Source organism: Pseudomonas sp. 2995-1, assembly GCF_002742505.1.
Taxonomy (GTDB): Bacteria; Pseudomonadota; Gammaproteobacteria; order Pseudomonadales; family Pseudomonadaceae; genus Aquipseudomonas; species Aquipseudomonas sivasensis.
The window spans coordinates 25,028-49,488 of sequence record NZ_LJSA01000353.1 but is presented as its reverse complement, the minus strand read 5'-3'; the positions used below and the strand labels follow the sequence as shown (position 1 = coordinate 49,488).

Genomic DNA, 24,461 nt, shown 5'->3' with positions numbered 1-24,461 from the left:
ACTGACCATCCACTATCGGGAGCAAGCCCCCTCCCATATTTGGATCCAGGGTGCTTAGTCGAGCGCTTTCCAGATCTCCGTGGCGTACTCGCGGATCGTCCGGTCCGACGAGAACCAACCCATGCGCGCGGTATTGAGCACCGCCGAACGCCACCATGCCTTGGAGTCATGCCAATGCGCTTCGACCCGCGCCTGGGCATCCCAGTAGGAGTCGAAGTCGGCACACACCAGGAAGCGGTCGTAGTCGATCAACCCGTCGATCAAGCCCACATAGCGGCCCGGATCATCCGGCGAGAACACCCCGCCACGGATCGCTTGCAGCACATCGTTGAGGCGATGGGACGCAGCAATATCAGGCCCGGCGTTGAACTCGCCAGCGTGTTTTCGGGCTTCCACCTGCTGTGCACTAAGGCCGAAGATAAACATGTGATCGGCGCCCACGCGCTCGTGCATCTCCACGTTGGCGCCGTCCATGGTGCCGATGGTCAGCGCGCCGTTGAGGCCGAACTTCATGTTGCTGGTGCCCGACGCTTCAAAGCCGGCCGTGGATATCTGCTCCGACAAGTCCGCCGCCGGGATGATGCTTTCTGCCAGGCTGACGTTGTAGTTAGGCAGGAACACCACTTTGAGCAACCCGCGCACAGTCGGATCGTTGTTGACGGTGCGGGCGATGTCGTTGGTCAACTTGATGATCAACTTGGCCTGGTGATAACTGGCCGCCGCCTTGCCGGAGAAGATCTTCACCCTCGGCACCCAGTCGGTGCCCGGCTCGGCACGGATCGCCTGGTAAAGCGCCACGGTGTGCAGCAGGTTGAGCAGCTGGCGCTTGTACTCGTGGATGCGTTTGACCTGCACGTCGAACATCGCCGCCGGGTTCACCGAAATGCCCAGGCGCTCGTGGATGATCTCGGCCAGTGCACGCTTACTGTGCAGGCGCTGGTCGGCGAAGGCTTTGCGGAAGGTCTGTTTCTCGGCGAAGGTTTCCAATTCGCCCAAGCGGGTTTCCATGGTGTCGAGAATGTCCGGACCCAGGGCTTCCACCAGCATCTCGGTGAGCTTGGGGTTGGCCTGGTACAGCCAGCGGCGGAAGGTAATGCCGTTGGTTTTGTTGTTGATGCGGTCTGGGTAGAGCTTGTGCAGTTCGGAGAACACCGTGCTGCGCATCAGTTGGGTGTGCAAGCCCGACACGCCATTGACGCTGTGGGAGCCGAGGAACGCCAGGTTTCCCATGCGCACGCGGCGACCATTGTCTTCTTCGATCAGCGACACAGCGCGCAGCACGTCAAAATCGTGGATACCTTTGGCGCGCAGCGAGTCGATGTGCTGGGCATTGATCAGGTAGATGATCTGCATGTGCCGAGGCAACATGCGTTCCATCAGGCCTACCGGCCAGGTTTCCAACGCCTCGGGCAGCAAGGTGTGGTTGGTGTAGGACAAGGTTTCGACCGTGACCTGCCAAGCGGCGTCCCAAGCGATGTCGTGCAAATCCACCAGTTGGCGCATCAACTCGGCCACGGCGATGGACGGGTGGGTGTCGTTGAGCTGGATCGCCGCGTGTTCGCCCAGGCTCAATACCGAGCCATGCATGTTTTTGTGGCGGCGCAGCAGGTCTTGCAGAGAGGCGGAGACGAAGAAGTATTCCTGACGCAGGCGCAGCTCCTGCCCTGCTTCGGTGCTATCCGCCGGGTAAAGCACCCGGGAGATGCTTTCAGCGCGGGCCACTTCGGCGACGGCGCCCAGGTGGTCACCGGCGTTGAAGCGCTCCAGGTGCAAGTCTTCCACCGCCCGTGCACGCCACAGGCGCAGGGTGTTGACGCTTGCACCGCGCCAACCGACCACCGGCGTGTCATAGGCCACGGCGCGCACGGTCTCGCTGGGCGTCCACACTTGGATCAGCTTGCCGGCGGCGTCCGGCAGGGTTTCCACGCTGCCGCCAAAGCCGATCGGGTAGATCACTTCAGCGCGCTCGAACTCCCACGGGTTGCCGAAATCCAGCCAGCGTTCGGTCTGCTCCTGTTGCCAGCCATCGACAATCGCCTGGCGGAACAGGCCATGTTCATAACGGATGCCATAACCGTGACCGGCAATGCCCAAGGTCGACATGCTTTCCATGAAGCATGCGGCCAGGCGGCCCAGACCACCGTTGCCGAGCGCCGCGTCAGGCTCCAGCAGGCGGATACGCTCAAGGTCGACGCCAAGTTCGCTGAGCGCTTCGCGGGCAATCTCCAACACACCAAGGTTACTCAGACTGTCGTAGAGCAAACGGCCGATGAGGAATTCGAGGGACAGGTAATACACACGTTTCTGGCCCTTGCGGTAAATACGCCGCGTGTGGTCCATCCAGTGATCGACCATCTGGTCGCGTGCGGCCAGGGCAATGGCTTCGAACCAGTCGTGGTCGAAGGCGTGATCCGGGTCCTTGCCCACCGCGTAGGTGAGTTTGGTCAAGACGGCATCGCGAAATGCGGCTACCTCTGCTTCTCGTGCAAGTGGTTCCTGAGACATCAATTGCGACCTCGGGCGAGATAGAAGGAGTTGCTAGAGCCTAGACGGTCTGACAGACGGTAGACGCTCTGGTTCGGCAGTTTTTTAACGCATTTACCTTTAGCGGGTTTTGATGCATTGGCCGTGCCTGCTTTCGCCCATCGCACCGTTCGGGATGAAATACGCAAAATATTGTTCAAAAAACCACCAATCCCGGTATGATCCCGCGCCCGGATACAGCCCCACCTTTTGGAACCTTGATGAAGCCTCAACTGATCGCCGCCGCGGAACTCGACCGTCTTGAGACCTGGCAGAAATATTCCGCCCACATGTGCGGTGGCTGCGTGTCCAGCTGCTGCACGCTGCCGGTCGAAGTGAAGATCAAGGACCTGATCCGCATTGGCATCGTCGATGAGTTCGAACGCGGCGATCCGCCGAAGAACATCGCCAAGCGGTTGCAGAAGGAAGGCATCGTCGAGCGCTACAACAACAAATCCGAGATTTTTACCCTGCAGCGCATGAGCAACAACGATTGCCTGTACCTGGATCGTAAGACGCGCTTCTGCACTATTTATGACAAGCGCCCCGATACCTGCCGCAATCACCCGAAGATCGGACCGCGGCCGGGGTATTGCGCGTACAAGCCGAAGGAAGTGGTGCGCGAGACCAATTTCAAGACCCTCGACAAGTTCTGATCCGGGTTTTGCAGGGGGCTCAAGGGCTCTATCGGGGGCAAGCCCCCTCCCACACTGACCGCATTCCAAATGGCTGTACTCGGTCAAATGTGGGAGGGGGCTTGCCCCCGATGAGGCCGGTACAACCACCACAAAACCAGCAGGCATAAAAAAACGCCCCCGGCCTTTCGACCGGGGGCGTTTTTCATTCAGCCTGAGTTAACTCAGTTCTTGGCTTTCTTGGCAGCGCGGGTACGCTCGCCTTCGTCCAGGATCTTCTTACGCAGGCGGATCGACTTAGGCGTAACTTCGCACAGCTCGTCGTCCTGGATGAATTCCAGGGCCTGTTCCAGGGTGAAGCGAACAGGTGGGACCAGAGCGATGGTTTCGTCTTTGCCCGAAGCACGCATGTTGTCGAGCTTCTTGCCTTTGGTTGGGTTGACGCCCATGTCGTTGTCACGGCTGTTCAGACCAACGATCTGACCGTTGTAGATCTCTTGACCGTGTTCAACGAACAGCTTGCCACGCGCCTGGAGGGTTTCCAGGGAGTAGGTCAGTGCCTTGCCAGTCTCAACCGATACCAGAACACCGTTCTGACGACCGGACATGTCGCCGGACTTCATGGTGTCGTAGCGATCGAAGATCGAGGTCAGGATGCCAGCGCCGTTGGTCAGGGTCAGGAACTGGTTACGGAAACCGATCAGACCACGAGCAGGGATGTTGTATTCCAGACGCACACGGCCTTTGCCATCCGGCACCATGTTGGTCAGGTCGCCTTTACGCAGGCCCATCTCTTCCATGACCTTGCCCTGGGATTCTTCAGGGGTGTCGATGGTTACGTTTTCGAACGGTTCCTGCTTCACGCCGTCAACTTGACGGATGATCACTTCTGGACGACCAACGCCCATTTCGAAGCCTTCGCGACGCATGGTTTCGATCAGTACCGAAAGGTGCAGCTCACCACGGCCGGAAACCTTGAACTTGTCAGCCGAGTCGCCTTCTTCAACGCGCAGTGCAACGTTGTACAGCAGCTCTTTGTCCAGACGTTCCTTGATGTTACGGGAAGTCACGAACTTGCCTTCTTTACCGCAGAAAGGCGAGTCGTTTACCTGGAAGGTCATGGAAACGGTTGGTTCGTCAACGGTCAGAGGCTTCATCGCCTCGACGTTGTCCGGCTGGCACAGGGTGTCGGAGATGAACAGGGAGTCCATACCGCTCACGCATACGATGTCGCCAGCGAAAGCTTCTTCAACGTCGATACGGTGCAGACCGTGGTGACCCATCAGCTTCAGGATACGACCGTTACGCTTCTTGCCGTCGGCGCCGATAGCAACAACTGGGGTGTTCGGCTTGACGCTACCACGAGCGATACGGCCAACGCCGATAACACCCAGGAAGCTGTTGTAGTCCAGTGCCGAGATTTGCATCTGGAACGGGCCGTCACGGTCAACTTTTGGAGCCGGTACGTTGTCGACGATCGACTGGTACAGCGGGGTCATGTCTTCAGCCATGTCGGTGTGTTCCAGACCGGCAATGCCGTTCAGGGCCGAGGCGTACACGACTTTGAAGTCCAGCTGTTCTTCGGTAGCACCCAAGTTGTCGAACAGGTCGAAGATCTGGTCCAGAACCCAGTCCGGACGCGCGCCTGGACGGTCAACCTTGTTGATGCACACGATCGGACGCAGGCCGGCTTCGAAAGCCTTCTTGGTCACGAAACGGGTTTGCGGCATAGGGCCGTCTTGGGCATCAACCAGCAGCAGAACGGAGTCAACCATCGACATTACGCGTTCTACTTCGCCGCCGAAGTCGGCGTGGCCCGGGGTGTCCACGATGTTGATGTGGTAGCCGTTCCAGTTGATAGCGGTGTTTTTTGCCAGGATGGTAATACCGCGCTCTTTTTCCTGGTCGTTGGAGTCCATCACGCGCTCGTCGTTGAGCTCGTTGCGCTCCAAGGTGCCGGATTGACGCAGGAGTTTGTCTACCAGGGTGGTTTTACCATGGTCAACGTGAGCAATGATGGCGATGTTACGTAGATTTTCGATCACTTGTGTATCTCGATCAGAGGATTCGGTGTGCTGACAGGTCGTGGCAGCGATTTACAGTAGAGTCAGGCCTTGCCGTTACAGCTTGACGGCAGAGTCGGGGGGCCGGTGACGCAGGCCACAGGCAAACAGCCCCGGGCTCTTAGCTCGGTCGATAAACGCGCACATTGGCATGCCCCTCACTGAGCAAATGGTGGGCATGCAGGCGACTCATCACGCCTTTGTCGCAATACAGCAGGTACTGACGGCTGTCATCCAGTTCCTTGAAACGCGCGTTCAATGCGTAGAACGGCAGCGTTTGTACGTCGACGCCAGGAATTTCCAGCGGCTCATCTTCAGCGGCATCCGGGTGACGGATGTCGACAACAATCTGGCCGGCCAGGGCTTCACTGACTTCTTCGATCTGCACATCCTGGCCCAGTTCGTCGATAACACGATCGATCGGGACCAGCTTGGCGTTCTGAAGCGCACGCTCCAGAATCGCCATATCAAACTGTTGTTCTTCGTACTCCACGCGGTTGCGCTTGGCGTGGGTCTTGGGATTCACCGAGATGACCCCGCAGTATTCAGGCATATGCTTGGCGAAGTCGGCGGTGCCGATTTCTTCTGCCAAATCGATGATGTCCTGCTTGTGGCTGGCGATCAGTGGGCGCAACACCAGCTTCTCGGTCACGCAGTCGATCAGCGACAGGTTCGGCAGCGTCTGGCTGGAAACCTGGGAAATCGCTTCGCCGGTCACCAGGGCGTCGATCTGCAACTGATCGGCAATCCGAGACGCAGCGCGCAACATCATACGCTTCAATACTACGCCCATATGACTGTTATCGACTTTACCGAGAATTTCGCCCAGCACTTCCTCAAACGGTACGCTCACAAATAGCACGCGTTGGGAGCTGCCGTACTTCTTCCAGATAAAGTGCGCGACTTCCATCACGCCCAATTCGTGTGCACGCCCACCCAGATTAAAGAAGCAGAAGTGGCTCATCAGGCCGCGGCGCATGATCTGATAGGCCGCGACCGTAGAATCGAAACCGCCGGACATCAATACCAGGGTCTGTTCCAGGGCGCCCAACGGGTAGCCGCCGATGCTGTCGTGCTGGCTGTGAATCACAAACAACCGTTGGTCGCGAATTTCCATGCGCACTTCAATTTGTGGCGCTTTTAAGGAAATTCCGGCGGCGCCGCACTCGCGACGCAGCTTGCTGCCGACGTATTTCTCGACGTCCATGGAGCTGAATGGGTGCTTGCCGGCACGCTTGCAGCGTACCGAAAAAATCTTGCCTTCAAGGCTGTCACCGAAGTGCCGTTTGCATTTTTCGGTGATGTCGTCGAAGTCGCCCAGCGGGTACTCATCCACCTGCAGGAAATGCGCGATACCCGGCATGCAGCTCAGGCGCTCGGTCATGTCCTTCAAGGCTTTGGCGTCGGTGAGGCGGGTTTCCAGCTCGAGGTTGTCCCACACACCGTTCACCACCACAGCCGGGTCCAGATCGCGGAGCACGGCACGGATGTTCTTGGCCAACTGACGGATGAAACGCATCCGTACCGGTCGGCTCTTGATGGTGATCTCGGGGAAGACTTTAACGATTAATTTCATGGAAACAGCGCGCGCAGGGCCTGCCGAAAAAGGGGGGCGCGGATTATAGCGGAAATCGCTCAAGGTTTAACCAGTTAATATGCACATCACTCGACTCGCACTAAAGCAGTGCATTTGCATGCATCAGCGCCACATTGCAGTGCGCTAATTTCGCGCTTTTGTCGCAATGCACCTTTATAGGGGCGTTTTTGGAGCAAAAAACCCATGTTGGCGCACTGGCATGCAATTTGCTCTCTTGTGAGGCAGGTTGCCATGGCGGACTATCCGCGCCGGCATCACCCACATTCTAAGGGCTAACTCCACTACCCCAGCCCGAAGCCACCCGGAGGACACTATGTCGAAGTCGGTTCAACTCATCAAAGATCATGACGTTAAATGGATTGATCTGCGCTTCACGGACACCAAAGGCACTCAGCACCACGTGACCATGCCGGCTCGCGATGCGCTGGATGATGCGTTCTTCGAAGAAGGCAAAATGTTCGACGGTTCCTCCATCGCTGGCTGGAAAGGCATCGAAGCCTCCGACATGATCCTGATGCCGGACGACAGCACTGCCGTGCTGGACCCGTTCACCGAAGAAGCCACCCTGATCCTGGTGTGCGACGTGATCGAGCCTTCGACCATGCAAGGCTACGACCGCGACCCACGTGCGATCGCCAAGCGTGCCGAGGAATACCTGAAGTCGACCGGTATCGGTGACACCGTATTCGTAGGCCCAGAGCCAGAATTCTTCATCTTTGACCAAGTGAAGTTCAAGTCCGACATCTCCGGCTCCATGTTCAAGATCTACTCTGAACAAGGTTCGTGGATGTCCGATCAGGACGTGGAAGGCGGCAACCATGGCCACCGTCCAGGCATCAAAGGTGGTTACTTCCCAGTTCCGCCATTCGACCACGACCACGAAATCCGTACCTCCATGTGCAACGCCATGGAAGACATGGGCCTGGTCATCGAAGTTCACCACCACGAAGTGGCGACTGCCGGCCAGAACGAAATCGGTGTGAAGTTCAACACCCTGGTTGCCAAGGCTGACGAAGTTCAGACCCTGAAGTACTGCGTACACAACACTGCCGTTGCCTACGGCCGTACCGCGACCTTCATGCCTAAGCCTCTGTACGGCGATAACGGTTCGGGTATGCACGTTCACCTGTCCATCGCCAAAGATGGCAAGAACACTTTCGCTGGCGAAGGTTATGCCGGCCTGTCCGATACCGCCCTGTACTTCATCGGCGGCATCATCAAGCACGGTAAGGCCCTGAACGGCTTCACCAACCCTTCGACCAACTCCTACAAGCGTCTGGTCCCAGGTTTCGAAGCTCCGGTAATGCTGGCCTACTCGGCGCGCAACCGTTCCGCTTCGATCCGTATTCCTTACGTCTCCAGCCCACGCGCTCGCCGTATCGAAGCTCGCTTCCCGGATCCAGCAGCCAACCCTTACCTGGCCTTCGCTGCTCTGGTTATGGCCGGCCTGGACGGTATCCAGAACAAGATCCACCCTGGCGACGCTGCCGACAAAAACTTGTACGACCTGCCGCCTGAAGAGGCCAAAGAGATCCCACAAGTGTGCGGCAGCCTGAAAGAAGCCCTGGAAGAGCTGGACAAGGGCCGTGCGTTCCTGACCAAAGGCGGCGTGTTCAGCGACGACTTCATCGACGCTTACATCGGCCTGAAAAGCGAAGAAGAAATCAAGGTTCGTACCTTCGTACACCCACTGGAATACGAGCTGTACTACAGCTGCTGATCCGGTAGCGCTGCTTAAAGTGGCGTGACAAAAAAGACCTCCTTCGGGAGGTCTTTTTTTGCCCGTGAATTACACAGTTCCACACCTGCAAACCTAATCAAAAAGGTGGGAGGGAGCTTGCTCCCGATAGCGGTGGGTCAGCTCATACAGGTGCTGACTGACACTCTGCTATCGGGGGCAAGCCCCCTCCCACAAGGAGATCAGCATTGAAACGTCGACTTGTGTTCGCTCTGTTATTCGTCAGCGCCAGTGCATTCGCTGCACCGCCGACACTGGAGCCATTGCTCAACAGCATCGCCGAACGCCTGACCATTGCCGACCAGGTGGCCCTGAGCAAATGGGACAGCAAAAAACCGGTAGAAGACAAAAAGCGCGAGCAAGATGTGCTCGCCAGCGTCATTGCCCAGGCACCGAGCTACAAACTGGAGCCCGCCGCCGCCGAGCAATTTTTCTCGGCGCAGATCGAAGCAAACAAGCTGGTGCAGTACACCCACCTGTCCGACTGGCAGTTCCAGGGCAAGGCACCCGACGACCCGCGCCCGGACCTGGTAAAGCAGATTCGCCCGCAACTGGATCAATTGCAAAAACGCCTGCTGCAACAACTGGCGGACTTCACTCCACAACGTACCGACCCGCAGTGCCCTCAATGGCTGGCCGAAGCGGTACATGAGCCGCTGAACGACCCACTGCGGCAATTGGCGATGATCCGCGCTACGGCCGAGCTGTGTATCTACAAAGACTAAAACTGTAACCCCGATCCAAAAATGTGGGAGAGGGGCAACCCCTCCCACATTTGATTTATATGATTTCGGCACTTCCTGAACAACCTTCACAAAACCGCACTATATTGGTGCGACATCCTGCACCCACCCCAACGACTAACACCATTTTGGTTCGAAACTTCCCGTTCAAGCTGGCAGAACGCCACAGTTTCGGGCCCTAACCCCCCATTTCAGGGCTTTCGCGCTTCTTTTCGGAGCCTTGGTTTGGTTTTTGCATTTTCCTTGTATCAGCGTGTGCCTCAAGCCCGCGCCTTGCTCCAAAAGAGGTCCTGATGACCATCAGCGATGCACTGCACCGTTTGCTACTCGACAACCTGACCACCGCGACCATCCTGCTCAATGACGACTTGCGTCTTGAGTACATGAACCCGGCGGCGGAGATGCTTCTGGCCATCAGTGGCCAGCGCAGCCATGGGCAGTTCATCAGCGAGCTGTTCACCGAGTCGGCCGAAGCCTTGAGCTCGTTACGCCAGGCGGTGGAGCAGGCGCATCCATTCACCAAGCGTGAAGCGATGCTCACGGCCCTTACCGGGCAGACATTGACCGTCGACTACGCTGTGACCCCGATCCTGAGCAACGGCGCGACCCTGCTGCTGCTTGAAGTACATCCCCGTGACCGCCTGCTGCGCATCACCAAAGAAGAAGCGCAGTTGTCCAAGCAAGAAACCAGCAAGATGCTGGTACGTGGCCTCGCCCATGAGATCAAGAACCCGTTGGGCGGCATCCGTGGCGCAGCGCAGTTGCTGGCCCGCGAGTTACCGGACGAGAACCTCAAGGACTACACCAACGTCATCATCGAAGAAGCCGACCGCCTGCGTAACTTGGTGGACCGCATGCTCGGCTCCAACAAGCTGCCGTCCCTAGCGATGACCAACGTGCACGAAGTACTTGAGCGCGTCTGTCATCTGGTAGAGGCGGAAAGCCAGGGCTGCATCACCTTGGTGCGCGACTACGACCCGAGCATTCCCGACGTGTTGATCGACCGCGAACAGATGATCCAAGCGGTGCTCAACATCGTGCGCAACGCCATGCAGGCCATCAGCAGCCAGAACGAATTGCGCCTGGGCCGCATCAGCCTGCGCACCCGCGCACTGCGCCAGTTCACCATCGGCCACGTGCGCCATCGCCTGGTGACCAAGGTCGAGATCATCGACAACGGCCCAGGCATTCCTGCGGAACTTCAGGAAACTATCTTCTTTCCCATGGTCAGCGGCCGCCCGGACGGTACCGGGTTGGGCCTGGCCATCACCCAGAACATCATCAGCCAGCACCAGGGTCTGATCGAATGTGAGAGCCATCCCGGCCACACCACGTTCTCGATCTTTCTGCCTCTGGAACAAGGAGCCCCATCGACATGAGCCGTAGTGAAACTGTCTGGATCGTCGATGACGACCGTTCTATCCGCTGGGTCCTTGAGAAAGCCTTGCAACAGGAAGGCATGACCACCCAGAGCTTCGACAGCGCCGACGGGGTGATGAGCCGCCTGGCACGCCAGCAGCCCGACGTGATTATTTCTGACATCCGCATGCCAGGCGCCAGTGGCCTGGACCTGCTGGCACGCATCCGCGAGCAGCACCCGCGCCTGCCGGTGATCATCATGACTGCGCACTCCGACCTGGACAGCGCTGTCGCGTCTTACCAGGGCGGCGCATTCGAATACCTGCCCAAGCCGTTTGACGTGGACGAGGCTGTGGCGCTGGTCAAGCGCGCCAACCAGCACGCCCAGGAACAACAGAATCAGGAAGCCCCGCCGGCCCTGACCCGCACCCCGGAAATCATCGGTGAAGCGCCGGCGATGCAGGAAGTGTTTCGCGCCATCGGGCGCTTGAGCCACTCCAACATCACCGTGCTGATCAACGGCGAGTCGGGTACCGGTAAAGAGCTGGTAGCCCACGCTCTGCACCGTCACAGCCCACGGGCAGCGTCGCCGTTTATCGCACTGAACATGGCAGCGATCCCCAAGGACTTGATGGAGTCCGAGTTGTTCGGCCATGAGAAAGGCGCGTTCACCGGCGCCGCCAACCTGCGTCGCGGACGCTTTGAACAGGCGGATGGTGGCACGCTGTTCCTCGATGAGATCGGCGATATGCCGGCCGACACCCAGACTCGCCTGCTGCGCGTACTGGCGGACGGCGAGTTCTACCGCGTTGGCGGTCACACACCGGTCAAGGTTGATGTGCGCATCATCGCCGCGACTCACCAGAACCTGGAAACCCTGGTGCATGCGGGCAAGTTCCGTGAGGACTTGTTCCACCGCCTCAACGTGATTCGCATCCACATCCCCCGCATGTCGGACCGCCGCGAAGATATCCCCACCCTCGCCCGCCACTTCCTCAGCCGCGCCGCCCTGGAGCTGGCGGTCGAGCCGAAGCTTTTGAAAAGCGAGACCGAGGAATACCTGAAGAACCTGCCATGGCCAGGCAACGTGCGCCAGTTGGAGAACACCTGCCGCTGGATCACGGTGATGGCGTCCGGGCGCGAAGTGCATATCGGCGACCTGCCGCCGGAGCTTTTGAGCCTGCCGCAGGATTCGGCACCAGTGACCAACTGGGAGCAGGCGCTGCGTCAATGGGCCGACCAGGCACTGGCACGGGGCCAGTCGAACCTGCTGGACAGCGCCGTACCAGCGTTCGAGCGGATCATGATCGAGACCGCCCTCAAGCACACCGCCGGCCGCCGGCGCGATGCTGCGGTGTTGCTGGGCTGGGGTCGCAATACCCTGACGCGCAAGATCAAGGAGCTGGGCATGAAAGTGGACGGTGGTGACGACGATGAGGGCGACGACGCCTGAATCTCGAATCCACTGAGGTCTAATGTGGGAGGGGGCTTGCTCCCGATAGCAGTAGGTCAGTCACAACATCTGTGCCTGATACACCGCCATCGGGAGCAAGCCCCCTCCCACATTTAGACCTCCACACGGACTCAGAACCGTGCACCGCTTCAATGCACCCTGTTCTAGCATCGCGCACACGTTCCACGCCCGAACCAACCATTTTGTTAAGAGAATGCTGAATTCCGAAAACACCAAAGCCCCGTAATCCGGGGCTTTGCGCTTTTTGAAGAATTTTTTTGGCACAACTTAGCCACTCTGGCACGCGCCCTGCAACAACCCAAGTACAACCCAGTTTCGGGGACCTTGGTACAGGCAGGCCGAGAATCCCCTCTTTACACCCGGGGTGCTTGATGCGAACCGCGTCGCGCTCCACACCGCTTTGGGGAACCTCGGTACAGGCAGGCCGGGGACTCCCTCTTTAACACCGAAGCCTTGATGGCTTCACCCCGTTTTGGGAGCCCTGGTACAGGCAGGCCGGGAACTCCCTTCTTTACACCGGGACTTATGTGGCACAGCGCCCATAGCCCCAGCCCGTTTTGGGGACCTTGGTACAGGCAGGCCGGGGATTCCCTCTTTTATTGCTCCTGGAGATGGATCTCCAACCGCCAGCGGTCATCGACCTCTTCTCCCTTCCACTCCCCGCGCAACGGCCGAGCCGCGACCAGGTTCAGCAGCAGGCCGCCATCGGTCTTGCGCACGCGCCAGTTCACGTCCTTGTCGTTGACCTTAAGTTGCCCGGTGCTGGCCTTGCCTTGGGCATCAAACAGCAACGCCACGGTGCCATCGATATGCTCGCCGTGCAGCTTGGGTTCGCTGTTGAACCACACCACTACGCCATCCGTGGTCGTCTCTACCTGTTGCAGTTCGACCGGGTCCGCTGTGGTCAGCCGGCCAATCATCAGACCCACCATCAAGCCGACAATCGCCAGCGAGCCCATGACCCTTGGCAATAGCTTCGGTCTTGGGTCTTCTTCAGGGGTAGAATGCAGCGCATCTTTGCCTTCGGAGCCGTGCATGTTTCACGTCATCCTTTTTCAACCAGAAATTCCGCCGAATACCGGCAACGTTATCAGGCTGTGCGCCAACAGTGGCTGCCACCTGCATTTGATCGAGCCCCTGGGCTTCGACATGGACGACAAGCGTCTGCGCCGTGCCGGGCTGGACTACCACGAGTACGCCACGCTCCAGCGCCACGCCGACTTGGCCAGCTGCCTGGAAAGCCTGGGGCATCCGCGCTTGTTCGCGTTCACCACCAAGGGTTCGCGACCGTTCCATGATGCCAGTTTTGCTGAGGGCGATGCCTTCCTGTTCGGCCCGGAGAGCCGTGGCCTGCCGGCCGAGGTGCTCGACGCCCTGCCCGATGGGCATCGCCTTCGCCTGCCAATGCGCGAAGGCTGCCGCAGCCTGAACCTGTCCAACACCGTAGCCGTTGCCGTGTACGAAGGTTGGCGCCAACTCGGTTTCAAATAACACACCAAACAAAATGTGGGAGGGGGCTTGCCCCCGATGGCGGAGTGTCAGTCGACATCTATCTGACTGATCCACCGCTATCGGGAGCAAGCCCCCTCCCACATTGGGTTCTGCGTCGGGTTCGAGATTACTGAACCGTCGGTGCGCCTTCCTGTTGCATGCGCTGCAGCTCTTGAGCGTACAGGGCATCGAAGTTCACCGGAGCCAGCATCAGCGCAGGGAACGAACCACGGGTGACCAGGCTGTCCAGGGTCTCACGGGCATACGGGAACAGGATGTTCGGGCAGAACGCGCCCAGGGTGTGGCTCATGGACGCTTCGTCCAGGCCCTGGATCAGGAAGATACCGGCCTGTTGCACTTCAGCAATGAAGGCCACTTCTTCACCGTTCTTGACGGTGACCGACAGGGTCAGCACAACTTCGTGGAAGTCGCCTTCCAGTGCCTTTTGACGGGTGTTCAGGTCCAGCGCAACGCTTGGGGTCCACTCCTGGCGGAAGATGGCCGGGCTTTTCGGCGCTTCGAACGACAGGTCACGCACGTAGATACGCTGCAGCGAGAACTGTGGGCCTTGAGCTTCTGCTGCTTCGGTGTTCTGTTGGTCAGTCATCGCAGATCCTTCTTGATCTTGGGGTCTTTTAGGGTTTAGGAGTCAGACGAGCAGCAGCGCATCGAGTTTACCGGCGCGCTCCAGGGCAAACAGGTCGTCGCAGCCACCGATGTGTTTGGCGCCGATCCAGATCTGCGGCACAGACGTGCGTCCCGCCTTCTGGGCCATTTCGGCGCGCACCTGGGGCTTGCCGTCGACCTTGATCTCTTCGAAGGCAACGCCCTTCTTATCCAGCAGAGCCTTGGCTCGCATGCAATAAGGGCAATAATCGCTGGAGTAGACGACAACCTGGCTCATATCACTTCACCAGCGGCAGGTTATCGGCGCGCCAGCTGCTGATGCCACCGGACAGCTTGGCCGCGGTGAAACCGGTCTTGAGCATTTCGCGGGCGTGAGTGCCGGCGTGCTGACCTTGGGCGTCGACCAGGATGATGGTCTTGGCCTTGTGTTTTTCCAGCTCGGCCAGGCGCGCGATCAGCTTGTCCTGTGGAATGTTCAGTGCACCGACGATATGGCCGGCAGCGAATTCCTTGGCTGGGCGGATATCCACCACAATGGCCTCATCCTTGTTGACCAGCGCGGTCAGCTCCGACGTGCTCAGGCTGCGACCACCACGGCTCAATTCGTGAGCGATCAGCAGCGCCAGCAGGATGACGAAGGCACCCACGAGCAGATAGTGGGCAGTGGCAAATGCAATCAGGTGATCAACCATCAAGGAGGTTCCAGGGCGTTAAAATGGCGGTAAGTATACACAGCCGTCAGGGGGGGCCAACCCCCGTAAAGCGGTGACGTGGTCGGAACTTCGCTTTAAACTGCCACTCCCTTTTCAATTGCCTTCCTTTATTACCGCCGCGAGAGGATCTATGACTACTACGCCTAAACCTTTGGTCCTGATAATTCTCGATGGCTTCGGACACAGTGAAAGCCACCACGACAACGCGGTATACGCGGCCAAGAAGCCTGTACTGGACCGCTTGACCGCCAGCGTCCCCAACGGCCTGATCTCCGGTTCGGGCATGGACGTGGGCCTGCCCGACGGGCAGATGGGCAACTCGGAAGTCGGCCATATGAACCTCGGCGCCGGACGAGTGGTATATCAAGACTTCACACGCGTGACCAAAGCGATCCGCGACGGCGAGTTCTTCGAGAACCCGACCATCTGCGCAGCGGTAGATAAAGCAGTAGCCGACGGCAAGGCCGTGCACTTCATGGGCCTATTGTCCGACGGCGGTGTACACAGCCACCAAGACCATCTGGTTGCCATGGCCGAACTGGCCTTCAAGCGCGGCGCCGAGAAGATCTACCTGCACGCCTTCCTCGACGGTCGCGACACTCCTCCAAAAAGCGCGCAATCGTCCATCGAGCTGCTGGACGCCACATTCGCCGCCCTGGGCAAGGGCCGCATTGCAAGCATCGTGGGCCGTTACTTCGCCATGGATCGTGACAACCGTTGGGACCGAGTGTCCCAAGCCTACAACCTGATCGTCGACGGTCAGGCCGAATTCAACGCCGCCACTGCCCAAGAAGGCCTGGAAGCCGCCTACGCCCGTGGCGAAAGCGATGAGTTCGTCAAGGCCACTACCATCGGCGAGCCGGTAAAAGTCGAAGACGGCGACGCCGTGGTGTTCATGAACTTCCGCGCCGACCGTGCCCGCGAGCTGAGCCGCGTGTTCGTCGAAGACGGCTTCAGCGAGTTCGAACGCGCCCGCCAGCCAAAAGTGCACTACGTCGGCCTGACCCAATACGCCGCGAGCATCCCGGCCCCCGCCGCCTTTGCTCCGGGCAGCCTGGACAACGTGCTCGGCGATTACCTGGCGAAAAACGGCAAGACCCAACTGCGCATTGCCGAAACTGAAAAATACGCCCACGTGACCTTCTTCTTCTCCGGCGGCCGTGAAGAACCGTTCCCAGGCGAAGAGCGCATCCTGATCCCGTCGCCAAAAGTCGCCACCTACGACCTGCAGCCGGAAATGAGCGCGCCGGAAGTCACCGATAAAATCGTCGACGCCATCGACCACCAGCGTTACGACGTGATCGTGGTCAACTACGCCAACGGCGACATGGTTGGCCACAGCGGCAACCTGGAAGCCGCGACCAAGGCCGTGGAATGCCTGGACTTGTGCGTCGGTCGCATCGTCGACGCCCTGGAAAAAGTCGGCGGCGAAGCGCTGATCACGGCCGACCACGGCAATTGCGAGCAGATGTCCGACGAGTCCACCGGCCAGGCACACACGGCTCACACCACTGAGCCAGTGCCGTTCATCTACGTGGGCAAGCGCGACTTCAAAGTGCGTGACGGCGGGGTGTTGGCGGATGTGGCGCCAACCATGCTGATGCTGATGGGGCTGGAGAAGCCAGCGGAGATGACCGGGACCTCGATTCTGGTTTGATTTCAACCACACCACTGAACAGTGTGGGAGGGGGCTTGCCCCCGATAGCAATGGGTCAGCCAACACATATTCAGCTGACACACTGCAATCGGGGGCAAACCCTTCCCACATTGGATCTCCCGTGTTTGGAAGATGTCTTTTTGCCATCCCCCCGCCACTCGGCGCCTATCTTGCCCGCCAGCCCCAATTGGGCGTTTTTTTTGCAGCGCTTGGCGGGCATACTAGGCCGTCCCTTTCCCTGGTGTCGCCCGCCTCTATGCTTCGCGCCTTGATTACCCTTGCTCTTGTCTGCCTGCTCCAACCGGCGTTTGCCGATGAGCGCGCACAAACCCAACAACAGTTGGACGCTACGCGTCAGGACATTACCGAGCTGAAAAAACTGCTCGGCAAGCTCCAGGAAGAAAAATCCGGGGTGCAGAAAGACCTGCGCGGCACGGAAACCGAAATGGGCAAGCTAGAGAAGCAAGTCCAGGAGCTGCAAAAAGAATTAAAGAAGAGCGAGTCGGAACTGGAGCGACTCGACGCTGAGAAAAAAAAACTCCAGAGCGCACGCGTTGAACAGCAACGTCTGATCGCGATCCAGGCCCGCGCCGCCTACCAGAGTGGCCGCCAGGAATACCTCAAGCTGCTGCTCAACCAGCAGAACCCTGAGAAATTCGCGCGCACCCTGACCTACTACGACTACCTGAGCAAAGCCCGCCTGGAGCAATTGAAAAGCTTCAACGAGACTCTGCGCCAGTTGGTCAACGTCGAACAGGAAATCGCCAACCAGCAGTCGCAGTTGGAAGACCAGAAAAGCGCCCTCGACACCCAGCGCGATGAGCTGGACAAGGTCCGCAAGGAGCGCCAGCTGGCCCTGGCCAAGCTCAATGACGACGTGAAAGCCCGCGACGCCAAGCTCCAGGCCCGCGAGCAAGACCAAGCCGACCTGGCCAAAGTGCTCAAGACCATCGAAGAAACCCTGGCGCGCCAGGCACGCGAGGCCGAAGAAGCGCGCCAGAAAGCGCTGATCGCCCAGCAGGAAGCCGAAAAAAAGCGTCAGCGTGAGGCCGAACTGGCAGCCACCACTGACGCTCCGGCGCCACGTAAACCGGCACATGCAGCGCCTGGCCCGTTGGTTTCCAGCGCCGGCGAGTCCTTCGGAGGCCCTTTTGCTTCAGCACGAGGAAAACTTCCATGGCCTGTTGATGGTCGACTACTGGCACGCTTCGGTGAAACTCGTGGCGACGACACCCGCGCCAAGTGGGATGGGGTGATGATCAGCGCCTCCGCCGGCAGCCAGGTCCACGCCGTTCACGGCGGGCGCGTGGTGTTTGCCGATTGGCTGCGGGGCGCCGGTTTGTTGGTGATTCTTGACCACGGTAATGGCTATTTGAGCCTTTACGGCCACAATCAGACGTTACTCAAGTCGGCAGGTGATGTTGTAAAAGCCGGTGAATCCATCTCCACTGTCGGTAACAGTGGTGGCCAGGACACCCCGGCGCTGTACTTCGCTATTCGTCAGCAGGGTCGCCCGAGCGATCCCGCACAATGGTGCCGTTCCCAAGGATAGGGCCGCATCTACATTAGGAGTTCGTTCGACATGCTGCATTTGTCCCGCCTCACTTCGCTGGCCCTGACGATCGCCTTGGTGATCGGCGCGCCTCTGGCTTTCGCCGACCAGGCCGCTCCGGCTGCACCTGCTGCCACGGCCGCGACCACCAAGGCCCCGTTGCCGCTGGACGAGTTGCGCACCTTTGCCGAGGTCATGGACCGCATCAAGGCAGCCTATGTCGAACCAGTAGACGATAAGACTCTGCTGGAGAATGCCATCAAGGGCATGCTCAGCAACCTCGACCCGCACTCCGCCTATCTGGGCCCTGAAGATTTCGCTGAACTGCAGGAAAGCACCAGCGGTGAATTCGGTGGCCTGGGCATTGAAGTCGGCGCCGAAGACGGCAACATCAAGGTGGTGTCACCCATCGACGACACCCCGGCGTCCAAGGCCGGCATCCAGGCGGGTGACTTTATCGTCAAGATCAACGGCCAGCCGACCCGTGGCCAGACCATGACCGAAGCCGTGGACAAGATGCGCGGCAAGATCGGCCAGAAAATCACCCTGACCCTGGTACGCGACGGTGGCAACCCGTTCGACGTGACACTCACCCGCGCGACCATCGTGGTCAAGAGCGTGAAGAGTCAGCTGCTGGAGTCGGGCTACGGTTACATCCGCATCACCCAATTCCAGGTCAAGACCGGCGACGAAGTGGCCAAGGCACTGGCCAAGTTGCGCAAGGACAACGGCAAGAAACTCAGCGGCATCGTGCTCGACCTGCGCAACAACCCAGGCGGCGTGCTGCAGTCGGCGGTGGAAGTGGTCGACCACTTCATTACCAAAGGCCTGATCGTCTACACCAAGGGCCGTATCGCCAACTCCGAGCTGCGCTTCTCGGCCACCGGCAACGACCTCAGCGAGAACGTGCCACTGGCCGTGCTGATCAACGGCGGCAGCGCCTCGGCTTCGGAAATCGTCGCCGGTGCCCTGCAGGACCAGAAACGCGGCGTGCTGATGGGCACCACCAGCTTCGGCAAAGGCTCGGTGCAGACCGTGTTACCGCTGAACAACGATCGCGCATTGAAGATCACCACTGCGCTGTACTACACGCCGAACGGCCGCTCCATCCAGGCCCAGGGCATCGTGCCGGACATCGAAGTGCGCAAGGCCAAGATCACTAACGAGATCGACAGCGAGTACTACAAAGAGGCAGACCTGCAAGGCCACCTGGGCAATGGCAACGGCGGTGCCGACCAGCCGACCGGCAGCAGCAAGAAAGCCAAGCCGATGCCACAGGACGACGACTATCAACTGGCTCAGGCGCTGAGCCTGCTCAAGGGGCTGAGCATCACGCGCAGCCGTTGATATGCGATTTGCCCTGATCCTTGCTCTGCTGTGCAGCCTGGTGGGAGTCGCCCAAGCGACTCCCACAGGCGAACCTCACAAAGCCTATCTGACACTGATCATCGACGACCTGGGGCAAAACCTGCCTCGGGATCGCCGCGTGCTGGCCCTGCCTGGGCCGGTGACCACGGCGATCATGCCCGACACCCCCCACGCTGCAGAATTCGCCCGCGAAGCCCACAAGGCCGGCAAGATCGTGATCCTGCACATGCCCATGGACCCGGCCACCGGCCCGTTCGCCTGGCACCCTGAGCTGCCTATCGAAGAACTCGCCAAACGCCTGGACGCCGCGTTCAACGCCGTGCCCTACACCGCCGGCATCAACAACCATATGGGCAGCCGCATGACCGCTCAACCTGCGGCAATGGCCTGGTTGATGGCCGAGCTGCAGCGGCGCAACAAGTTCTTTGTCGACAGCCGTACCAGCGCGCAGACCGTGGCAGCCGCCGAGGCACAGAAGATCGGTCTGGCGAGTGTTTCGCGGGACGTGTTTCTGGACGACGAACGCACCGAAGCGGCGATCACCACACAGCTGCAAACCGCGATCAAGCTGGCCCACAAACAAGGCTCGGCCGTGATGATCGGCCACCCTTACCCACAAACCCTGGCAGTGCTGGAGCGCGAGCTGCCCAAGCTCAAGGCCCAGGGCATCGAGTGGATTGATATTAAGCTGATGATCAGCGTGCGCAGCAATCAAGCCATGGCTGGACACGGGAAGGACGGGGTTTACCGCTAGAAACTCCGCAACGATCCCCAGTAAGAGCTGGCAAGCCAGCGCCTACAGAATTTCGGGTCTTTTACAGATACTTCGCCGTGATCTCGTCGACGACGCCGTCTTTACGCAACTGGTCCAGCGCGGCCTGAAGCTTGGCTACCAAGTCGTCCGGCACATCCTTGTTCAACGCGAGGTAGAGCTGGGCGCTGTTGAATCGCAGCACGGTCTTGAGCCCGGTCACCCCAACTTGGCGTGCCAGGTAACGCCCGGCCGGGTCGCCGGTAGCCCACAAGTCGATCTGGCCATCCACGAGCTTTTGCGCATTGTCCTGGTCACGCAGCACTACGATCGGGTTGAGGCCCTGTTTCTCCAGGGTCTCGGCGATGGCATCGCCTTTATAGGCGCCGATCTTGTAGCGCCGCGCTTGCTCAAGTTCGGCAAGCTGGATCTTGCTGTCCGACTTGGCCAGCAGCACCCAATCATCCGGGCCAATGGGGCCGACCCACTTGAACAGCGCTTCGCGAGCCGGCAAACGTGCCATTACGAATACGCCATAGCCGGGTTTTTCCAGGGCGAGCTTGTAGATTCGCTCCCAAGGAAAACGCAGGGTGAGGTTGTAGGAAATGCCCGCACGCTTGAAGGTTTCGCGCACGATATCCACGGCGATGCCTTCGATGTTTTCTTCCTTGGCGAAGTTCTTGCCGTTTTTCGCCATGTTGTACGGCGGGAAGTTTTCCGTCAGCAACACCAGGGAGGCGTCGGACGGCTCCTCGGCATGGGCCGAACCGACTAACAACAGGGACGAACTGGCGAGGGCAAGTAAGAGGGTCTTGAACATGAAGGCTACCGGAATCCATGGCAAGCGCAGAGAGTGCCGCGCGCCCGCCATGGTGTCCAGCAACGTTTAACGAACGACGATACCGCGCGCCGCCATATAGGCCTTGGCCTCAGGAACGGTGTATTCGCCAAAGTGGAAAATACTCGCCGCCAGCACTGCGCTGGCGTGGCCTTCGATTACGCCGTCGGCCAGATGCTGCAGGTTGCCGACGCCGCCGGAAGCGATCACTGGAATGCCCAGCGCGTCGCTGATGGCACGGGTCACGCCCAGGTCGAAGCCGTTTTTCATGCCGTCCTGGTCCATGCTGGTCAGCAGGATCTCACCAGCGCCCAGGCCTTCCATCTTCATCGCCCATTCCACCGCGTCCAGGCCAGTCGGCTTGCGACCGCCGTGGGTGAAGATCTCCCAGCGCGGGGTTTCGCCCGGGCCGGAGACTTTCTTGGCGTCGATAGCCACTACGATGCATTGCGAGCCGAAATGTTGCGCGGCTTCGCCGACGAACTCCGGGTTGAACACCGCTGCGGTGTTGATCGAGACCTTGTCCGCGCCAGCGTTGAGCAGGTTGCGGATGTCTTGCACGGTGCGCACGCCGCCGCCCACGGTCAGCGGGATAAACACCTGGCTGGCCATGCGCTCGACGGTGTGCAGCGTGGTGTCGCGGCCATCAACGCTGGCGGTGATGTCGAGAAAAGTAATCTCATCGGCACCTTGCTCATCGTAGCGACGGGCAATTTCCACCGGATCGCCGGCATCACGGATGTTCTCGAACTTGACGCCCTTGACCACGCGACCATTGTCGACGTCCAGGCAAGGGATGATGCGTTTGGCCAGCGCCATGGTCAGTCCTCAGCCGTTGTAGGCATCGCAGTAAGCCTGGGCTTCGGCGACGTCCAGAGTACCTTCATAGATCGCGCGGCCGGTGATGGCGCCGATGATCCCTGGCGCCTTGGCGTCCAACAGCGACTTGATATCGCCCAGGTTGTGAATACCGCCGGAAGCAATCACCGGGATCTTCGTCGCCGCAGCCAGCGCGGCCGTGAACGGTACGTTGCAGCCCTGCATCATGCCGTCTTTGGCGATGTCGGTATAAACGATGGCGGACACGCCGTCGGCTTCGAATTGCTTGGCCAGGTCGATGACCTGCACGGTGCTGATTTCAGCCCAGCCGTCGGTGGCGACGAAGCCATCTTTAGCGTCCAGACCCACGATAACTTTGCCTGGGAACGCGCGGCAGGCTTCAGCAACGAAGGCCGGGTCTTTCACAGCCTTGGTGCCGATGATCACGTAGCTCACGCCAGCTTTGACGTAGTGCTCAATGGTTTCCAGGGAGCGGATACCGCCGCCGATCTGGATCGGCAGATTCGGGTAGCGCTTGGCGATGGCGGTAACCACCTCACCGTTGACCGGCTGGCCTTCGAAGGCGCCGTTCAAGTCCACCAGATGCAGACGACGGCAGCCCCCTTCTACCCATTTGGCAGCCATGCTCACCGGGTCATCGGAGAACACGGTGGAGTCTTCCATGCGGCCTTGGCGCAGACGTACGCAGGCGCCGTCCTTGAGATCGATAGCGGGGATAATCAGCATCTGGCAAACCTTATTCGATATTCAGCAATGCTTGGGAAATCAGGGTTTCTCAAGCGACCACAGGTCGCTTTCGATGCTTTCGAACCTTTCTTTAAGGAGCGTCTGCGAATCGAAAATCGCCCTGTTGTAATAGTGCGGAGCCACTTCGGTGGTGAACAGCTCAAGAATCTCGGCGACCTCGAACGAGCCCAGCTTGAGCTCGAAGCGATCTTCCATGAAGCGTTTGATCTTGAGGGTAGCCTCACTCTCCTGCTCAGGCGTGAGGTTCAAGATCGGCAGCTTCGGCTTCCTGGCCATTTACCAGCGCCCGTCCCACGCGGCGAAGTTCTGCAGCAATTGCAGGCCATGGGTATGGCTCTTCTCCGGGTGGAACTGCACAGCAAAACGCGAACCTTCGGCCAACGCTGCGGCGAAGTCGACGCCGTAGTGCCCGCCACCCACCACCTGGCCCGGCTTACCGGCGGCGATGTAGTAGCTGTGCACGAAATAGAAACGCGCCAGGTCCGGGATGTCGTGCCAGAGCGGGTGATCCACCGTCTGACTGACTTCGTTCCAGCCCATATGCGGCACTTTCAGGTGGGCGCCATCTTCGTGCAGGTCCTTGCCGAAGAACTTCACCTGGCCAGGGAACAGGCCGATGCAGTCGACGCCGTCGTTCTCTTCACTGCGGTCGAGCAAGGCTTGCATGCCCACGCAGATGCCGAGGAACGGGCGATCCTGGCTGACTTCGCGCACCAGGCTATCAAAGCCCAGACGGCGGATCTCGGCCATGCAATCGCGAATCGCGCCGACACCGGGGAACACCACGCGGTCAGCTTCGCGAATCACGTTGGCATCGCTGGTGATCAGCACCTTGCCGGCACCTACGTGTTCGAGGGCCTTGGCCACCGAGTGCAGGTTACCCATGCCGTAATCGATAACCGCGACCGTCTGCATTACAGAACGCCCTTGGTCGAGGGCATTTGCCCGGCCATGCGGTCATCCAACTCTACAGCCATGCGCAGCGCGCGGCCGAAAGCCTTGAACACGGTTTCGATTTGGTGGTGGGTGTTGGTGCCGCGCAAGTTGTCGATATGCAGGCTGACGAGCGCGTGGTTGACGAAACCCTGGAAAAATTCCTGGAACAGGTCGACGTCGAAGCCGCGGCCCACGTTGGCACGGGTGTACGGCACGTGCATCTGCAAGCCTGGGCGGCCGGAGAAGTCGATGACCACTCGCGACAGCGCTTCGTCCAGCGGGACATAGGCGTGACCGTAGCGACGGATGCCTTTTTTGTCGCCGATGGCCTTGGCAAATGCCTGGCCGAGGGTGATGCCTACGTCTTCCACCATGTGGTGGTCGTCGATGTGCAGGTCGCCCTTGCCTTCGATATCCAGGTCGATCAGCCCGTGACGGGCGATCTGGTCCAGCATGTGCTCAAGAAAAGGTACACCGATATCAAATCGGGCCTTTCCGGTGCCATCCAGGTTAATCGAGGCTTTGATCTGGGTTTCCAGAGTGTCGCGCTCGACGGACGCCTTACGTTCGGCCATCACCAGCTCCGCAAAATCATTGGGCGAAAAAGGCAGCCATTATAGGGGCGCGGGCGCTAAACAGAAACATCGAAGGGGATAAGACTGACGAGTTGAAGCGGGGGGTGTCGGGGATAGACATGTGCATACAAGTGCGAATCCACTTATGAAAACTCTGCACGGCCAATGTGGAAGGGGGCTTGCTTCCGATGGCGGTGGCTCAGTCGCCTAGTGGCTGACTGATCTGACGCTATC

At 59.5% G+C, this 24,461-nt stretch carries 23 protein-coding genes; 10 read left to right on the top strand and 13 right to left on the bottom strand.

Going from position 1 to position 24,461, the window contains the following annotated elements; translation table 11 throughout:
* Positions 1-54: 54 nt before the first annotated feature.
* Positions 55-2,505 carry a glycogen/starch/alpha-glucan phosphorylase gene (locus AOA61_RS14250; RefSeq protein WP_032890155.1) on the bottom strand — a complete coding sequence of 817 codons (2,451 nt, stop codon included), beginning with the start codon at positions 2,503-2,505 and terminating at the stop codon, positions 55-57.
* 239 nt (positions 2,506-2,744) lie between these two features.
* Between AOA61_RS14250 and AOA61_RS14245 the strand changes: the two genes are divergently transcribed.
* The gene (locus tag AOA61_RS14245) at positions 2,745-3,179 is read left to right on the top strand and encodes a YkgJ family cysteine cluster protein (protein ID WP_003187815.1); all 435 of its coding nucleotides are present in this window, start codon (positions 2,745-2,747) and stop codon (positions 3,177-3,179) included.
* Positions 3,180-3,382: 203 nt separating this feature from the next.
* Here AOA61_RS14245 and typA read toward each other — a convergent pair whose 3' ends face one another.
* Together typA and thiI are read right to left on the bottom strand one after the other, a co-directional pair.
* Positions 3,383-5,203 carry a translational GTPase TypA gene (gene typA / locus AOA61_RS14240; RefSeq protein ID WP_032890153.1) on the bottom strand — a complete coding sequence of 607 codons (1,821 nt, stop codon included), beginning with the start codon at positions 5,201-5,203 and terminating at the stop codon, positions 3,383-3,385.
* 139 nt (positions 5,204-5,342) lie between these two features.
* Entirely contained in the window at positions 5,343-6,797 is a 1,455-nt protein-coding gene (gene thiI / locus AOA61_RS14235) for a tRNA uracil 4-sulfurtransferase ThiI (RefSeq protein WP_032890151.1), read from the bottom strand.
* A 334-nt stretch (positions 6,798-7,131) separates the two neighbouring features.
* Here thiI and glnA point away from each other — a divergent pair, with 334 nt between their 5' ends.
* From glnA to ntrC, 4 genes are all read left to right on the top strand, one after another.
* Positions 7,132-8,538: a type I glutamate--ammonia ligase gene (glnA, locus tag AOA61_RS14225; RefSeq protein ID WP_032890148.1), complete on the top strand. Its 1,407-nt coding sequence runs from the start codon at positions 7,132-7,134 to the stop codon at positions 8,536-8,538.
* Positions 8,539-8,744: 206 nt separating this feature from the next.
* Positions 8,745-9,281 (top strand): chorismate mutase, encoded by a 537-nt coding sequence (locus tag AOA61_RS14220; RefSeq protein WP_099601994.1) that lies wholly within the window; start codon positions 8,745-8,747, stop codon positions 9,279-9,281.
* 311 nt (positions 9,282-9,592) lie between these two features.
* A complete protein-coding gene (glnL, locus tag AOA61_RS14215; RefSeq protein WP_032890142.1) occupies positions 9,593-10,678 on the top strand; it encodes a nitrogen regulation protein NR(II) in 1,086 nt (361 codons plus the stop codon).
* Positions 10,675-12,111, top strand: coding sequence for a nitrogen regulation protein NR(I) (gene ntrC / locus AOA61_RS14210; protein ID WP_032890139.1), 1,437 nt, complete (start codon positions 10,675-10,677; stop codon positions 12,109-12,111). The genes glnL and ntrC overlap by 4 nt, the downstream gene beginning before the upstream one ends.
* A gap of 617 nt (positions 12,112-12,728) precedes the next feature.
* On the opposite strand, the gene AOA61_RS14200 is transcribed toward ntrC, so the two are convergent.
* Positions 12,729-13,169: a hypothetical protein gene (locus AOA61_RS14200; protein WP_095186151.1), complete on the bottom strand. Its 441-nt coding sequence runs from the start codon at positions 13,167-13,169 to the stop codon at positions 12,729-12,731.
* Between AOA61_RS14200 and AOA61_RS14195 the strand changes: the two genes are divergently transcribed.
* Complete coding sequence (locus tag AOA61_RS14195; RefSeq protein ID WP_010563141.1) at positions 13,168-13,623, top strand: tRNA (cytidine(34)-2'-O)-methyltransferase; 456 nt, start codon at positions 13,168-13,170, stop codon at positions 13,621-13,623. The two genes, AOA61_RS14200 and AOA61_RS14195, sit on opposite strands and share 2 nt — an antisense overlap.
* Positions 13,624-13,750: 127 nt before the next feature.
* Here the strand turns inward: AOA61_RS14195 and secB are convergent, their stop codons facing one another.
* The 3 genes from secB to AOA61_RS14180 are packed head-to-tail and all read right to left on the bottom strand — an operon-like array spanning position 13,751 to position 14,942.
* On the bottom strand, positions 13,751-14,230 hold the full coding sequence (gene secB / locus AOA61_RS14190; protein ID WP_014716520.1) for a protein-export chaperone SecB: 480 nt from the start codon (positions 14,228-14,230) through the stop codon (positions 13,751-13,753).
* Positions 14,231-14,272: 42 nt separating this feature from the next.
* Positions 14,273-14,527, bottom strand: coding sequence for a glutaredoxin 3 (gene grxC, locus AOA61_RS14185; protein WP_032890136.1), 255 nt, complete (start codon positions 14,525-14,527; stop codon positions 14,273-14,275).
* A 1-nt stretch (position 14,528) separates the two neighbouring features.
* Positions 14,529-14,942, bottom strand: coding sequence for a rhodanese-like domain-containing protein (locus tag AOA61_RS14180; RefSeq protein ID WP_032890134.1), 414 nt, complete (start codon positions 14,940-14,942; stop codon positions 14,529-14,531).
* A 151-nt stretch (positions 14,943-15,093) separates the two neighbouring features.
* Between AOA61_RS14180 and gpmI the strand changes: the two genes are divergently transcribed.
* From gpmI to AOA61_RS14160, 4 genes are all read left to right on the top strand, one after another.
* Positions 15,094-16,620 (top strand): 2,3-bisphosphoglycerate-independent phosphoglycerate mutase, encoded by a 1,527-nt coding sequence (gene gpmI / locus AOA61_RS14175; protein ID WP_032890132.1) that lies wholly within the window; start codon positions 15,094-15,096, stop codon positions 16,618-16,620.
* A gap of 256 nt (positions 16,621-16,876) precedes the next feature.
* Positions 16,877-18,172 carry a murein hydrolase activator EnvC gene (locus AOA61_RS14170; protein ID WP_032890130.1) on the top strand — a complete coding sequence of 432 codons (1,296 nt, stop codon included), beginning with the start codon at positions 16,877-16,879 and terminating at the stop codon, positions 18,170-18,172.
* A 30-nt stretch (positions 18,173-18,202) separates the two neighbouring features.
* Complete coding sequence (locus AOA61_RS14165; protein ID WP_027605074.1) at positions 18,203-19,519, top strand: S41 family peptidase; 1,317 nt, start codon at positions 18,203-18,205, stop codon at positions 19,517-19,519.
* A 1-nt stretch (position 19,520) separates the two neighbouring features.
* Positions 19,521-20,294: a divergent polysaccharide deacetylase family protein gene (locus tag AOA61_RS14160; RefSeq protein ID WP_099601993.1), complete on the top strand. Its 774-nt coding sequence runs from the start codon at positions 19,521-19,523 to the stop codon at positions 20,292-20,294.
* Positions 20,295-20,355: 61 nt separating this feature from the next.
* Here AOA61_RS14160 and AOA61_RS14155 read toward each other — a convergent pair whose 3' ends face one another.
* From AOA61_RS14155 to hisB, 6 genes are all read right to left on the bottom strand, one after another.
* The gene (locus tag AOA61_RS14155; protein ID WP_032890125.1) at positions 20,356-21,111 is read right to left on the bottom strand and encodes an ABC transporter substrate-binding protein; all 756 of its coding nucleotides are present in this window, start codon (positions 21,109-21,111) and stop codon (positions 20,356-20,358) included.
* A 66-nt stretch (positions 21,112-21,177) separates the two neighbouring features.
* Positions 21,178-21,948, bottom strand: coding sequence for an imidazole glycerol phosphate synthase subunit HisF (gene hisF, locus AOA61_RS14150; RefSeq protein WP_003171107.1), 771 nt, complete (start codon positions 21,946-21,948; stop codon positions 21,178-21,180).
* A gap of 9 nt (positions 21,949-21,957) precedes the next feature.
* Positions 21,958-22,695 (bottom strand): 1-(5-phosphoribosyl)-5-[(5-phosphoribosylamino)methylideneamino]imidazole-4-carboxamide isomerase, encoded by a 738-nt coding sequence (gene hisA / locus AOA61_RS14145; protein ID WP_003187784.1) that lies wholly within the window; start codon positions 22,693-22,695, stop codon positions 21,958-21,960.
* Between the two features lie 39 nt (positions 22,696-22,734).
* Entirely contained in the window at positions 22,735-22,992 is a 258-nt protein-coding gene (locus tag AOA61_RS14140) for a DUF2164 domain-containing protein (RefSeq protein WP_032890124.1), read from the bottom strand.
* Positions 22,993-23,631 carry an imidazole glycerol phosphate synthase subunit HisH gene (gene hisH / locus AOA61_RS14135; RefSeq protein ID WP_032890121.1) on the bottom strand — a complete coding sequence of 213 codons (639 nt, stop codon included), beginning with the start codon at positions 23,629-23,631 and terminating at the stop codon, positions 22,993-22,995.
* Positions 23,631-24,227 carry an imidazoleglycerol-phosphate dehydratase HisB gene (gene hisB, locus AOA61_RS14130; protein ID WP_028615365.1) on the bottom strand — a complete coding sequence of 199 codons (597 nt, stop codon included), beginning with the start codon at positions 24,225-24,227 and terminating at the stop codon, positions 23,631-23,633. The genes hisH and hisB overlap by 1 nt, the downstream gene beginning before the upstream one ends.
* Positions 24,228-24,461 lie beyond the last annotated feature (234 nt).